The sequence below is a fragment of the Cytobacillus sp. FSL K6-0129 genome, from assembly GCF_038007625.1.
GTDB classification, from domain to species: domain Bacteria; phylum Bacillota; class Bacilli; order Bacillales; family Cytobacillaceae; genus Cytobacillus; species Cytobacillus kochii.
Genome location: NZ_JBBOXM010000001.1, coordinates 2,022,581 through 2,037,246, shown reverse-complemented (window position 1 = coordinate 2,037,246; position 14,666 = coordinate 2,022,581). Strand labels below are relative to the sequence as shown.

At 37.3% G+C, this 14,666-nt stretch carries 9 protein-coding genes and 10 tRNA genes; 17 read left to right on the top strand and 2 right to left on the bottom strand.

What is annotated here, in order from left to right:
- Nucleotides 1-3 precede the first annotated feature (3 nt).
- The 15 genes from MHI57_RS10050 to MHI57_RS09980 all read left to right on the top strand — a co-directional run bounded on the left by MHI57_RS10050 (nucleotide 4) and on the right by MHI57_RS09980 (nucleotide 8,946).
- Nucleotides 4-96: transfer RNA gene (locus tag MHI57_RS10050), tRNA-Ser, on the top strand.
- A 13-nt stretch (nucleotides 97-109) separates the two neighbouring features.
- Nucleotides 110-183 (top strand) — tRNA-Met (locus MHI57_RS10045).
- Between the two features lie 3 nt (nucleotides 184-186).
- A tRNA-Asp gene (locus tag MHI57_RS10040) sits at nucleotides 187-263 on the top strand.
- Nucleotides 264-282: 19 nt separating this feature from the next.
- Nucleotides 283-355 (top strand) — tRNA-Phe (locus tag MHI57_RS10035).
- A 9-nt stretch (nucleotides 356-364) separates the two neighbouring features.
- Nucleotides 365-440: transfer RNA gene (locus tag MHI57_RS10030), tRNA-His, on the top strand.
- A 2-nt stretch (nucleotides 441-442) separates the two neighbouring features.
- A tRNA-Gly gene (locus MHI57_RS10025) sits at nucleotides 443-513 on the top strand.
- 7 nt (nucleotides 514-520) lie between these two features.
- Nucleotides 521-597: transfer RNA gene (locus tag MHI57_RS10020), tRNA-Ile, on the top strand.
- A gap of 10 nt (nucleotides 598-607) precedes the next feature.
- Nucleotides 608-682 (top strand) — tRNA-Asn (locus MHI57_RS10015).
- Nucleotides 683-685: 3 nt separating this feature from the next.
- Nucleotides 686-776: transfer RNA gene (locus MHI57_RS10010), tRNA-Ser, on the top strand.
- Nucleotides 777-779: 3 nt separating this feature from the next.
- Nucleotides 780-851, top strand: a tRNA-Glu gene (locus MHI57_RS10005).
- Between the two features lie 179 nt (nucleotides 852-1,030).
- On the top strand, nucleotides 1,031-2,920 hold the full coding sequence (gene glgB / locus MHI57_RS10000; protein ID WP_340976137.1) for a 1,4-alpha-glucan branching enzyme: 1,890 nt from the start codon (nucleotides 1,031-1,033) through the stop codon (nucleotides 2,918-2,920).
- Nucleotides 2,913-4,055 (top strand): glucose-1-phosphate adenylyltransferase, encoded by a 1,143-nt coding sequence (locus MHI57_RS09995; RefSeq protein ID WP_095372136.1) that lies wholly within the window; start codon nucleotides 2,913-2,915, stop codon nucleotides 4,053-4,055. The genes glgB and MHI57_RS09995 overlap by 8 nt, the downstream gene beginning before the upstream one ends.
- Nucleotides 4,056-4,092: 37 nt before the next feature.
- On the top strand, nucleotides 4,093-5,121 hold the full coding sequence (locus MHI57_RS09990) for a sugar phosphate nucleotidyltransferase (protein WP_095372137.1): 1,029 nt from the start codon (nucleotides 4,093-4,095) through the stop codon (nucleotides 5,119-5,121).
- Nucleotides 5,118-6,569 (top strand): glycogen synthase GlgA, encoded by a 1,452-nt coding sequence (gene glgA, locus MHI57_RS09985; protein WP_307316614.1) that lies wholly within the window; start codon nucleotides 5,118-5,120, stop codon nucleotides 6,567-6,569. Before MHI57_RS09990 ends, glgA begins: the two co-directional genes overlap by 4 nt.
- Complete coding sequence (locus MHI57_RS09980) at nucleotides 6,559-8,946, top strand: glycogen/starch/alpha-glucan phosphorylase (protein ID WP_322910389.1); 2,388 nt, start codon at nucleotides 6,559-6,561, stop codon at nucleotides 8,944-8,946. Before glgA ends, MHI57_RS09980 begins: the two co-directional genes overlap by 11 nt.
- Before the next feature lie 133 nt (nucleotides 8,947-9,079).
- Here MHI57_RS09980 and MHI57_RS09975 read toward each other — a convergent pair whose 3' ends face one another.
- Together MHI57_RS09975 and MHI57_RS09970 are read right to left on the bottom strand one after the other, a co-directional pair.
- Nucleotides 9,080-9,946: a dimethylarginine dimethylaminohydrolase family protein gene (locus MHI57_RS09975; RefSeq protein WP_180316942.1), complete on the bottom strand. Its 867-nt coding sequence runs from the start codon at nucleotides 9,944-9,946 to the stop codon at nucleotides 9,080-9,082.
- Between the two features lie 323 nt (nucleotides 9,947-10,269).
- Nucleotides 10,270-11,199, bottom strand: a complete 930-nt coding sequence (locus tag MHI57_RS09970; protein WP_095372140.1) for a 1,4-dihydroxy-2-naphthoate polyprenyltransferase — start codon at nucleotides 11,197-11,199, stop codon at nucleotides 10,270-10,272.
- A gap of 259 nt (nucleotides 11,200-11,458) precedes the next feature.
- Between MHI57_RS09970 and MHI57_RS09965 the strand changes: the two genes are divergently transcribed.
- Together MHI57_RS09965 and menD are read left to right on the top strand one after the other, a co-directional pair.
- Nucleotides 11,459-12,865: an isochorismate synthase gene (locus tag MHI57_RS09965; protein ID WP_095372141.1), complete on the top strand. Its 1,407-nt coding sequence runs from the start codon at nucleotides 11,459-11,461 to the stop codon at nucleotides 12,863-12,865.
- A complete protein-coding gene (gene menD, locus MHI57_RS09960) occupies nucleotides 12,862-14,613 on the top strand; it encodes a 2-succinyl-5-enolpyruvyl-6-hydroxy-3-cyclohexene-1-carboxylic-acid synthase (protein ID WP_307316624.1) in 1,752 nt (583 codons plus the stop codon). Before MHI57_RS09965 ends, menD begins: the two co-directional genes overlap by 4 nt.
- Nucleotides 14,614-14,666 lie beyond the last annotated feature (53 nt).

Below are 14,666 nucleotides of genomic sequence, written 5' to 3'. Positions count from 1 at the left end.
TTCGGAGGAATACCCAAGTCTGGCTGAAGGGATCGGTCTTGAAAACCGACAGGGGTGTTAAAGCCCGCGGGGGTTCGAATCCCTCTTCCTCCGCCATTCATATTATTATCGCGGGGTGGAGCAGTCCGGTAGCTCGTCGGGCTCATAACCCGAAGGTCGCAGGTTCAAATCCTGCCCCCGCAATCTGGTCCGGTAGTTCAGTTGGTTAGAATGCCTGCCTGTCACGCAGGAGGTCGCGGGTTCGAGTCCCGTCCGGACCGCCATTTACATATTTATTATTTTGGCTCAGTAGCTCAGTCGGTAGAGCAAAGGACTGAAAATCCTTGTGTCGGCGGTTCGATTCCGTCCTGAGCCATCTTTTATGGCGGTTGTGGCGAAGTGGTTAACGCATCGGATTGTGGTTCCGACATTCGTGGGTTCGATTCCCATCAGCCGCCCCATTGCGGGTGTAGTTTAGTGGTAAAACCTCAGCCTTCCAAGCTGATGATGAGGGTTCGATTCCCTTCACCCGCTTAAATAGGGGCCTATAGCTCAGCTGGTTAGAGCGCACGCCTGATAAGCGTGAGGTCGATGGTTCGAGTCCATTTAGGCCCACCATTTATATTATTCCGCAGTAGCTCAGTGGTAGAGCATTCGGCTGTTAACCGAACGGTCGTAGGTTCGAATCCTACCTGCGGAGCCATATGGAGAAGTACTCAAGTGGCTGAAGAGGCGCCCCTGCTAAGGGTGTAGGTCGGGCAACCGGCGCGAGGGTTCAAATCCCTCCTTCTCCGCCAGTTGGCCCCTTGGTCAAGCGGTTAAGACACCGCCCTTTCACGGCGGTAACACGGGTTCGAATCCCGTAGGGGTCATAAAAAAGAAGCTGTCAACATAAGTTGACAGCTTCTTTTTTATGTGGCTAACACTTTTTGGATGTTATATTATCTGTCATTAGATGTCAAAATAATTCGAAAAATAACAAGGGATTTTTATACTTAAGACGAATTATTTAAGAAAGAGTAATGTAATACAAGGAGTGGAATGAATTAAGATGAATACAACTGCATACCCCACTGAATTCGAAATGCACTTGTTTCATGAAGGAAGCTTATTTAAGGCATACGAACTGTTTGGATCACACCGTCATAAAGAAGGAGATAATTGGGTTACTTCCTTTACTATCTATGCTCCACATGCCACCTCAATATCATTAGTTGGTTCTTTTAATCATTGGAATGGCGAAGGTTTTTCATTAGATAAAGTAAATAAAGAGGGGATATGGAGAATTCAGCTAGATGGAGATTTAACAGGAGAACTTTATAAATATGCAATTAAGAACAAGGATGAACAAACTTTTTTAAAGGCTGATCCTTTTGCTTTTTGTTCAGAATTACGGCCTAGTACTGCTTCGATTGTTTATTCCTTAGAAGGTTACAAATGGAAGGACCAAGGCTGGCAAAAGGAAAAACAACAAAGGAAAGCATTTTCAGAACCTATGATGATATATGAGATGCACTTAGGTACATGGAAAAAGAGGAATGGCCTTTTATTGACATACAGTGAACTAGCAGAAGAAATCATTCCTTACGTAAAGGAGCATGGTTTTACACATATTGAATTGATGCCTATAATTGAACACCCTTATGATCGTTCATGGGGGTATCAAGGAACAGGCTATTATTCGGCTACTAGTAGATATGGTGAACCAAAAGATTTAATGTTTTTTATTGATCAATGTCATCAAAATAATATTGGTGTTATTTTAGATTGGGTACCAGGACATTTCTGTAAAGATCAACATGGGCTATATTGTTTAGATGGTGAATATGTTTATGAATACGAAACAGAAGCTGATAGGGAAAATTTTGTTTGGGGTACAGCTAATTTTAATTTAAGTAAAACAGAGGTTCATAGTTTCCTCATATCCAATGCTATTTTTTGGATGGAAAAATACCATGTCGATGGATTTAGAATTGATGCAGTATCAAATATCATTTTTTGGCCTAATAACGAGAATAGGGAAAATCCATTTGGTATTCAATTTTTACAGAAATTAAATAAGGCTGTTTTTGCTTATGATCCTTCTATCTTGATGATGGCAGAGGATTCTACAGATTGGCCCCAAGTAACGGCTCCTGTTCACTATGGCGGATTAGGTTTCAGTTATAAATGGAATATGGGGTGGATGAATGATGTATTATCTTATATGGAGAAAGCCCCACATGAACGGCAATACCACCATAATAAAATGACTTTTTCATTAATGTATGCATACTCCGAAAATTTTCTCTTACCGTTATCACATGATGAGGTTGTCCATGGGAAGAAATCCCTGCTAGACAAGATGCCAGGAGATTATTGGCAAAAATTTGCCCAATATCGTTTGCTCTTAGGTTTTATGATGACACATCCAGGTAAAAAGCTGTTATTTATGGGGTTTGAGCTAGGACAATTTGCCGAGTGGAAAGATGAAGCTGAGTTGGATTGGCACATACTTCAGTATGAAATGCATGCAAAAACGAATCATTATGTGAAGAAGTTAATAAAGTTATATAAGAGATCTAAATCATTATATGAATGGGACCACAGATCAGAAGGTTTTGAGTGGATTGATGCTAATAACCATCAGCAATCCATTTTTTCATTTATTCGTAAAGGAGTAGAAGAACAAGAAATATTAATTGTTGTATGTAACTTTTCCCCTCAAGTATATATGAATTTTCGAATGGGTGTTCCTAAAAATGGGAGTTATAGAGAAGTGTTTAATAGTGATAATAATGAATTTGGTGGCTCCCATTGTATTAATAAACGTGTATTAAATACAAAAAAACTATCCTATCATGGAAAACCATACAGCATCGAAATGACGATACCACCATTCGGTATTTCAGTTTTACGTCCTGTTAGAAAAAGAAAAAGGAGTGATGTTGTAAATGGCTAACAAGAAATGTGTAGCGATGTTGCTTGCTGGAGGCAAAGGAAGCCGCCTTAATTCTTTGACGAAGGAGCTTGCTAAACCAGCTGTACCTTTTGGAGGTAAATACCGCATCATCGATTTTACACTTAGTAATTGTACAAATTCAGGCATCGATACAGTCGGTGTACTAACACAATATCAACCGCTAATACTCAATTCATATATTGGCATAGGAAGCGCTTGGGATTTGGATAGAAGAAATGGCGGTGTGACAGTACTTCCCCCATACAGTGAATCTTCTGAAGTCAAATGGTATACAGGTACGGCAAGTGCTATCTATCAGAATATCAATTATTTAGAGCAACATAACCCCGAATATGTATTAATTTTATCAGGTGACCATATTTACAAAATGAACTATGACCTAATGCTAGATTACCATATTAGTAAAGGAGCTGATGCGACAATCTCTGTTATAGAGGTCCCGTGGCATGAAACAAATCGTTTTGGTATTATGAATACTTCTTTAGATATGAGAATAGAAGATTTTGAAGAAAAACCTGAGCAAGCAAAGAATAATTTAGCATCAATGGGCATTTATATCTTTAAATGGTCAGTACTAAATGAGTTTTTACAAAAGGATAATCAAAATAAGGACTCAAGCCATGATTTTGGAAAAGATATTATTCCTGAGATGTTGAAGTTAAATAAGAAACTTTATGCCTATCCTTTTAATGGTTATTGGAAAGACGTTGGTACAGTTCAAAGTCTATGGGAAGCTAATATGGATTTATTAGATGACAATTGTGAGTTAAATCTTTTTGATCAAGACTGGAGAATTTACTCAGTTAATCCTAACCATCCTCCACAATATATTTCTCCACAAGCAAAGGTCAAACAATCTTTAGTAAATGAAGGATGTACGATTGAAGGCGAGGTAATCAAATCAGTTCTCTTTCAAGGTGTAGCGATTGATAAAGGGTCTGTTATTAAAGAGTCAGTAGTTATGCCAAATACAAGGATTGGTAAGAATGTCATATTAGAAAAAGTCATTGTCCCATCTAATATAGTTATACCAGATGGGACAGTAATTAAAGAAAGAAAAGAAACAAGTGAAGCATTGTTAATCACGCCAGAAAGTATTTGTCATTTTGCATAAATGTAGAACTGTATGATTTTTACTGGGGGGATATTGATTGAATAATCGTTTATTAGGAGTCATTGATGCGACAACTTATCATAAGGGACTGGATGAGTTAACCCTTCATCGTTCTTTAGCTGCTGTTCCTTTTGCTGGAAGATATAGACTAATAGATTTTATTCTCTCTAATATGGTCAATTCAGGAATAGAGAGTGTGGCGATTTTTCCGAAATATCAATACCGATCTTTGATGGATCATCTAGGATCGGGGAAGAACTGGGATCTAGATAGAAAAAGAGATGGTCTTTTCTTCTTCCCATCACCGATGATTGATAGTTCAAATAGTGGGATTGGTTCATTTAATCATTTTGTCGCTAACATTGATTATTTTTATCGTAGTTCACAAGATTATGCATTAATTGCTAATTGCTATACCGTTTGTAATATTGATTTCTCACCAGTTTTACAGCGACATATTCAATCTGGCTGTGATATTACGTCAATTCAACAGCTAAATCAACCTTTAGAAATGTATTTGGTCAAAAAAGATCTTCTAATAGATATGATTCAAACTCGGAGACAAACAGGTTATACATGTATAAGTGATATTATGGCTGATATCCATCAGCCTTACACAATTTGTCATTATGAATATAAGGGGGAGGCAGTAACTATCGATTCTGTCCAATCTTATTTTCAAGCGAGCATGGAACTACTAACCCCCGATGTCTGGAGAAATTTATTTTTAAGAGATTTTCCAATTTATACAAAAGTAAAAGATGAACCGCCAACAAGATATCTAAATGGTTGTGAAGTAAAGAATTCTATTGTGGCCAACGGTTGCCAAATAGAAGGAAAAGTAGAAAATAGTATTATTGCTAGGGGTGTAAAAGTCGGTAAAAATACGATAGTAAGAAACTGTGTGATTATGCAGAAATGTGAGATTCAAGAGGGATGTGTATTAGATTCTGTTATTTTAGATAAAGATGTGAAAGTAGAAGAAGGAACCTACTTAACAGGCACACAATCGGTCCCTTTTGTTGTTAAAAAAGGGTCAATTCAAGGAGCGTTGATGAATTCGTGAAAGTATTATTTGCCGTCTCAGAATGTGTCCCTTTTATTAAATCAGGTGGATTAGCAGATGTCGCAGGTTCGTTACCGAAGGAATTAACGAAACAAGGGACGGAAGTAAGAATAATATTACCGAAGTATGGGAACATCCCTGCCTTATATAAGAATAAGACAAAAAAGATAGCCGAATTCGTAGTCGCTGTTGGCTGGCGCAATCAATATTGTGGAATTGAAGTGCTCGAGTTAAATGATATTACTTTTTATTTTGTAGATAATGAATACTATTTTAAGAGAGAACAATTATATGGTTACGATGATGATGGTGAGCGATTTGCTTATTTTAATAGAGCTGTATTAGAAGCACTGGCACAGCTCGACTATTATCCTGATATTATTCATTGCCATGATTGGCATACAGGCATGATTCCTTTTTTATTAAGAGTTCATTATCAAAAAAGAAGTGGGTATGAATTGATTAAAACAGTCTTTACGATTCATAATCTACACTTTCAAGGTGTCTTCCCTAAAGAGGCCATTCATGATTTGTTTGGGTTGGGGTTTGAGTATTATCGTGAAGATCAATTAAAGTATTATGATTGTATTAATTTTATGAAAGGTGCCATAGTAGCAGCTGATCAAATAACAACTGTAAGTCCTACGTATAGAGATGAGATTCTAACAGATTATTTTGGTGAGGGATTAAATGGTTTGTTACAGGAAAGAAAGGACCGTTTAATTGGGATATTGAATGGAATTGATGAAGACGTCTATCACCCAGAGAAAGATGCGACGATTTATCAAGCATTTCATCCAGAGCAATGGCTATTAAAGAAGGAAAACAAGGCATATTTACAAAAAATATTCGATTTAAAGATAGATCGGAATACCCCCATTGTGGCTATGATCACAAGGTTAACAACACAAAAAGGTATGGACTTAATAGAGAGAGTATTCCATGAAATGATGCAAGAAAATGTGCAATTTATTCTTATTGGCACAGGCGATGTAGCGTTTGAAAATTTCTTCAGAAGAATGGAAGCTAATTACGGGGAAAAATGTAAATGTTATATTGGGTTCAATGAAGAAGTTGCGCATCAAGTATATGCGGGTGCTGATCTATTTTTGATGCCGTCTAAGTTCGAGCCTTGTGGATTAGGTCAACTCATTGCGATGAAATATGGTGCCATTCCTATAGTAAGAGAAACAGGAGGGTTGAATGATACCGTACAGTCTTATAATGAGAAGACAGGTGAGGGCTGGGGGTTCACTTTTAAAAACTTTAACGCACATGATATGCTCTATACTTATCGTCGAGCACTAGCATATTATCGGAACCAACCACTGTGGAGTCAATTAGTTATAACTGCTATGGAAAAAGATTATAGTTGGGCACAATCCGCTTTTAAATATAATCAATTATATTCAGATGTGATCTCTAGGAGTGAGAGCCATGTTTTCTAATACAGAAGAATTTAAAGAGGCATTTTTAAAGAAGCTAGAGATGACATGCGGAAAAAGCTTTGCTGATAGCACAGAAAAAGATCATTACTATACATTGGGCTTATTAATACGTGAGTATGTAAGTACGGAATGGATTAATACCAATGAGCGTTACAGGATAGACCAAGTAAAGCAGGTTTATTATTTGTCGATAGAGTTTTTATTAGGTCGACTACTTCGAAACAACTTATTAAATTTAGGGATAGAGCAAGTGGTGTCTGCTGGGTTGCAAGATTTAGGTATCGAATTAAGCTCTTTAGAGGAAGTAGAATCAGATGCAGGATTAGGTAATGGAGGTTTAGGTCGATTAGCAGCCTGTTTCCTTGACTCATTAGCTTCTCTTAATTTGCCTGGCCATGGTTGTGGGATTAGATACAAGCACGGGTTATTCGAACAAAAAGTGGTTGATGGATATCAAGTAGAACTACCCGATCAATGGTTAAGGAATGGTCATGTCTGGGAAGTGAGAAAGGCAGATTTATCAGTTGAAATTCCGTTTTGGGGAGAAGTAGATATACGTGAAGAAAATGGCAGACAAGTGTTTCAACACATCCATGCTGAAAGAGTAACTGCAGTACCATATGATATGCCAGTCGTCGGGTATCATACTGAAACGATTAATACACTTAGGTTATGGAGTGCAGAGCCAGTCCGTTATCCTACCAATCAAGATGTCTTAAAATATAAAAAAGAGACTGAAGCAATATCTGAGTTTTTATATCCTGATGATACGCAAGATGAAGGCAAGATACTGAGGTTAAAACAACAATATTTTTTAGTTCGTGCAAGTCTTCAGTCGATCATACGCTCATTTAAACGACAGCATAAGGATATGAAGGAATTCCATCAATATATTAGTATTCATATTAATGATACGCATCCAGTATTAGCGATTCCAGAATTAATGAGGATATTAATTGATGAAGAAAAGCTTGGTTGGGATGATGCCTGGGAAGTAACTACACAAACAATCTCTTACACTAATCATACGACCTTATCTGAAGCACTGGAAAAATGGCCAGTTCGCATTTTCCAACCGTTATTACCAAGAATGTATATGATTGTCAATGAGATCAATGAACGGTTCTGTGCCAAGCTTTGGGAAAAGTATCCTGGCAAATGGCAGCATATCGAAAACATGGCGATTATTGCTCATGACCAAGTAAAAATGGCTCATTTGGCTATTGTAGGTAGCCATAGTGTAAACGGAGTGGCTGCACTCCATACCGAGATATTAAAATATCGAGAAATGCATTCATTTTATCAGTTTTTTCCTAAGAAGTTTAATAATAAAACAAATGGCATTACGCATCGTAGCTGGTTACTTAAATCTAATCAGTCGCTTGCTGATTTAATAACAGAAAAGTTGGGAGCGGAATGGATTCGTGATCCAGAGCAAATGGCATTATTATTAAAATATGAAAATGATACAGACTTGTTAACGAGACTTGCTGATATTAAACACGCAAATAAAGAAAATCTTGCCCATCGTATTTTTACCCAAACAGGAATAAAAATTGATACCCATTCCATATTCGATATTCAAGTAAAGAGACTACATGCATATAAGAGACAACTATTAAATATTTTTCATGTCATGTATTTATATAATCGAATCAAAGAAGATGAGAGTTTTAAAATGCACCCCCGTACATTCATTTTTGGTGCGAAAGCTTCTCCAGGATATTATTTTGCTAAGAAGGTAATAAAGCTTATTAATACTGTTGCTAAAAAGGTAAATCATGATCCTAAAACAAATGAATACCTTAAGGTGATTTTCCTTGAGAACTATCGGGTATCACTGGCAGAGGATGTTTTTCCTGCAGCAGACATTAGTGAGCAAATTTCGACGGCAAGTAAAGAGGCGTCTGGAACTGGAAATATGAAATTCATGATGAATGGTGCGATTACTGTTGGAACGATGGATGGTGCTAATGTTGAAATTCATGAGCGCGTAGGTGATGAGAATATTTTTATCTTCGGTTTACGCTCTGATGAGGTCAATCATTATTATGCTCATGGTGGCTATCAAGCGACTGAATATTATCATCATGATCATCGAATTCGGCAAGTAATGGACCAGTTAAGAAATGGTTTCTTTCCTGATGTATTTGATGAATTTGAACCCATTTATGATTCTCTAATTATGGAAAATGACCAATATTTTGTTTTACGTGATTTCTCTAGCTATGTTCATATTCAGGAAAAAGCGGGGTACGCTTATGAAAAACAGGAGAAATGGCGGAAAATGAGCCTTAACAATATCGCTAAATCGGGTTTCTTTTCCAGCGACCGAACAATTAATGAATATGCTCAAGGGATATGGGGGATTAAATAGATAAAAAAAGCAGGGGTGCAGTTCATACACACTTCTGCTTTTTATTTATGTTGGAACGTATAAGCACTATATTATAAATGCTAGAGAAAACGGAGGGAGTCTCTATATTTATTCAATCAACCGCATTTGTTCCTCAATCAAAATAAGCTGGGTCTGTTAAACGTAATAGGGGCATTGTGCAACAGCGGAAGGCACCACCGGATTTTATGATTTCAGAAATATCTACTTCGATTACTTCGAAGCCTCTTTGACTTAGAGCTCGATTTACTTGTGTATTGATTGGTTGTGAGAATACTTGTCTATTACCTACAGAAAGGACATTTGTTCCTAGTGTGAACTGTTCTTCCTTAGAGACCTCAATAATGTCATATCTTGAATATAAATATTCTTCTACTTTTTTATCCATTTGTCCTGGATATAGGAGTGCTTCTGTAGGAGATAGCACGTTAAAGATACAGTCTAAATGTAAAAAGGATTTAGTAAATGGTACTGGTAATACTTTCATATGTGGTAATTTAGATTGTAAATATTGAATACCAATCGTATCGGAACGGTCACTTTGTCCAATATAAACGGTATCTTGATCGATAATGACATCTCCACCTTCAACATGACCATGTTTTATATTGTTATAAGATACATTATGGGATTTTAACCACTCTTGTAAAATATCTTCTTCACCATGTCTTATTTTTGTTGCCATCGCAGCGATAAATACAGTGTCCCCAAGGGTGAAACCAATGTCACGCGTAAACACTTGTTCAGGATAGTTTTTACCTGGAGGTAAAAGTACGACCTCAATCCCTAAATCTTTTAATTTTGCAACGAATTGTTGATGCTGAATGATGGCTTGCTCCACATTAAAGCCTTTATCAGAATACCTTCTTTGTGTTTCATTGATTTGATTCTCAATATTCATGTAGGTTGGTTCGCATAATACGACAGTTTTTAAACGACCATACTCGGTACTACATTGTGCTTTATACTGACTATCCAGCATCTTTCATCCTCCTTACAATCTTTAGTGAGATTTCGTCCTTTGTATCTATTCCTATTTAGCATCTTACATGGGTGAATTCAGGATGTATTAAGTTTTCATCTTGATTATTAGGTAGTTTCACTGCAGCTTTTCTTATAATATGACCTAGTTCAAATACTTTAGTCGCTTTCTAGATGTGCCGTTGTTGGTTAAAATAAGTGAAAAATTGCGATAATTATTCATTTATTTTATCATCTTATGGTACGCTAAGCAGAGATTGAATGCTAAAAAAGTAGGAAAAAGCGCCTTATAAGTAAAAGGCGCTTAGCAAAGTGCTACTGATTTTATAGAATATATCCGATTAATAATCCTATAGAAAGTAGTAATCCAAATACAGTGTTTGTTTGGGCAGTATTTTTCATTGCTGGGACCATCTCATATGCAATCGTCTTGCCTTTAAAGCCTTTAATGGCATTGATTGGTTTTGGTGCACTTAGTACCACGAGTGCAAGCCATGGTGAAACAACTTGCATTACAATTAAAATAAATACCCATATATAAGAAACGATAAACATGGTTGCTAATAATTTTACGGCTTTTGGACGTCCGATTAAAATAGCTAATGTTTTTCGACCAAATTCCTTGTCCCCATCTAAGTCTCGAATATTATTAGAGAGCATAATACCTCCAACTAATAAAAGACTAGGAATGGCGACAAGAACACTTGTCGTAGTTACTGTGCCAGTTTGAATAAAAAATGAGATCAAAATAAGTAACATACCCATAACAAAACCAGAAATAATTTCACCAAAAGGTGTATAGGCAATTGGTAATGGCCCACCTGTGTATAAATAGCCAATAGCCATACCTAGAAGTCCAACAGCTGCTAACCACCAACTGCTATTCATGCAAATATAAATCCCTATCAAGATGGAAGCGCCGTATAACCCTAAAGCGGAGTTAAGCACTACATGTGGTTTAATCCCTTCTCTAACAATTGCTCCACCAATCCCTACAGACTCAGCTGTGTCATTGCCGCGTTTGAAGTCATAATATTCATTGAACATATTCGTTGCAATTTGAAGGAAAAGACTAGCAACCATCATGGCGATAAAAAGTCCGGCATCTAACGACGTTTCATAAATAGCCAATGCGCTACCTAGTAGTACAGGAACAAAGGCAGCTGTTAATGTATGTGGACGTGTTAATTGCCACCAGATTTGCCATTTCTTCTTCGTAGAATGTGGCGTGTTTATATTAGGTTGTGTTTGCACTTTTTAGTACCTCCAATTAAGTCAAATAAAACAAATCACTTTCTTAAGTTTAGGTAATGTCCTATTAAGTGTCAATTGAATTTTGAAAGAAGCGAAGGAGGATATTTCCTACTAAAGAACGAACAGTGCTTATTTTACTCAAAATAATATATAATAAGGAAGTGTATTGATTGGAATGATTGACAGCATTTAAGCAAGAGGTGTATCTTTAATGAATGAAGAATAGCAGCTGACTGTAGCTGTTATTGGAGGGATTTTTTTGTTTACTTTACAGCACACAGAATTTAAAGAAGGGTTTATTAAAGCGTTATCGAAAGCACAACGAACGAACCATGATATTTTATTTAGTGAGGTTTGTGAGATAGATTGCATAGACCCTTTAGCTTTTTTTGGAGCAGGAAAAAAGACAGAACTAGGTGATCGGTTTTTTTGGACAGGTTCTGATAATGAGGTTGTAATAACTGGTGTTGGTATTAACTATTTATTTCAATCGGATCAGACTACTGACCGCTTTTTTTATGTGCAAAAAAAGTGGCAGTCATTGCTTGATGATGCAATAATCCATAATTCATACTCAATCGACGCGATTGGTCCAACATTATTTGGTGGATTCACTTTCGATCCTCTGAAAGAAAAGACCAAATTATGGAGTCAATATAAGCATACAGATTTTCATCTACCGCAATATATGTGCACTATTACTGGTGGTCGTGCTTTTTTAACAACGAATATGCTTGTTCATCCACACGATAGAGAAGAACGTATTGAGTATATGTTAGAGGAACGTAGGCAATTATTACAAAATGCTAAAGTATTACCTACGGGGATAAATAACAAGGTGATTGCCCAACATGAGGTGGCGTCTAGAGAATGGAAGAAAGCTGTCGCACAAGTAGTAGATGAGATGAAAAAAAACGTTATACAAAAAGTTGTTTTGGCGAGAGAAACGAGACTTACTTTTGCTCATCCTGTACAAATTGAAAGCGTCCTACAAAATCTTTTAGACAAGCAAAAAAACAGCTTTATCTTTGCCTTTGAGTCGGGGTCCGATTGTTTTATTGGAGCGACACCAGAACGGTTAGTGAAAAAACAAGGTCATACGCTTTATACGACTTGTTTAGCGGGCTCAATGAAAAGAGGAGAGACAAAGGAAGAGGATGATGTTCTCGGGAAAGAATTATTACAAGATGAAAAAAATCTCCAAGAGCATCAATACGTTGTAGATATGATTCGTCAAGCGATGGAAATGGTAGGTACAGAAGTCGAATTACCTGAGGGTCCGCAACTTTTAAAATTAAGAGATATTCAACATCTTTATACACCAGTTATTGCAGCAGCTAGTAAGGAAGGGTCGCTCTTGGCAATTATAGAAAAACTGCACCCAACACCAGCTCTAGGTGGAGTTCCGACAGAAAAAGCTATAGAAGTCATTAGGGGTTTAGAGATTTTGGACAGAGGGTTATATGGTAGTCCAATTGGCTGGCTTGATTACCAAGGCAATGGCGATTTTGCAGTGGCATTGCGATCAGGATTAATACAAGGTAATGAGGCTTCGATCTTTGCTGGATGTGGTGTTGTGAAAGATTCTGAAGTTGAAAGTGAATTTCAGGAAACGAAAATTAAGTTTAGACCAATGTTATCAGCGCTTGGAGGGGAACTGAAATGAGCCATCAACAGGCTTTAACTAAATACATTGCGGCTTTCATTTCTGAACTAGTAAAAAATGGCGTAGAAGATGTGGTCGTCAGTCCTGGATCTCGTTCTACGCCCATGGCTATGGTAATGGCTGAGCACCCAGATCTTCAAGTCCATATCCATGTTGATGAACGTTCGGCAGCTTTCTTTGCTCTTGGAATAGCCAAAGGGACAAAACGTCCAGTCGCCATTTTATGTACTTCGGGTACAGCAGCAGCAAATTACTATCCTGCGATAATCGAAGCGTTTTACTCTCGAGTACCTCTACTTGTCTTTACTGCAGACCGCCCTCATGAACTAAGAGATATAGGCGCGCCACAAGCTATCGATCAAATTCAAATGTACGGAAAACATGTCAAATGGTTTGCAGAAATGGCACCACCTGAAAATGGGCCTTCGATGATTAATTATGTCCGTACGGCTGCTGTAAGAGCAGTTGCTACTGCGAAGAGGAATCCAGAAGGTCCTGTTCATATGAACTTTCCGTTTAGGGAACCGCTTATCCCTGACCTAAACGATCCGGAGATTTTCCTTAGCTCTTCTAGAGAACAAAAGTATATGACAGTGTCACCATCTATTTTAACAGTGGATGATGCCCAATTTGATACTATTGCACAAACTGTTTCAACACATAATAAAGGAATGATTATCTGCGGACCTATGGATGATGCGGACCTTTCACATAAGATTGTTGAACTTGGAAAGGCACTACAATTTCCGATTATTGCTGATCCACTTTCACAATTACGCAGTGGATGCCATGAACAAAGCCAAATCATTGATGCATATGATGCCATTTTGAAAAGTGAGACAGCGAAAGTTGAGTTGCAACCTGAGTTAATCATTCGTTTTGGCGCGATGCCAGTATCGAAACCGTTGCTACTGTTTATGAAGCAGTATCCAGAAACGCGTCAATTAATTGTCGATGGTGGAGGAGGCTTTAGAGATCCCTCATTGTTATCAACAGATATGATATATTGTGATGAGAAACAATTTTGTGAAGAACTGATTCTTCGTGCCAATACTTTTGCTATTAAAGAGAATGGCTATCTTACTTTATGGCAGGTCGTTAATGAAGTGGCAAAAAAAGAAATGGTAAAAGTATTGGAGATTGAACAACTCAATGAGGGAAAGATATTTGCCCAATTAGGTCAGTTACTGCCTGAAGAGTCTACGATTTTCGTTGGGAATAGCATGCCCATTCGGGATTTAGATAGCTTTTATTTTATTAATAACAAATCTATGAGGATTTTAGGTAATAGAGGAGCAAATGGTATTGACGGTACAATTTCCACAGCGCTAGGCGTGGCAATGTATACACAACCACTTTATCTAATTGTTGGAGATTTAACCTTTTTCCACGACTTGAATGGGTTGATTGTTAGTAAACTATACCATATTCCTATTACGATTATTGTTATTAATAATAATGGCGGAGGGATTTTCTCTTTCTTACCACAATCAGAACACCCGAAGCATTTTGAATTATTATTTGGTACGCCATTGAACATAGATTTCTCACACAGTGTAACAATGTTTGGTGGAGATTATATAAAGGTGGAAGACTGGCAGCAGTTCTCGGAAGCAATTGCGACGGAGACATCTCATTTAAAGGTAATTGAGGTTATGACCAATAGAGAAAATAATGTAAAAGAGCATCGGAATTTGTGGGAATCTGTTTCCCGGGAAATAGATAAGAGAATAAAGGACGAAGAGTAATGGACTTTTTCTACAAAAACGTGAAATATCATGTCGAAACTTTCGGTCATGGA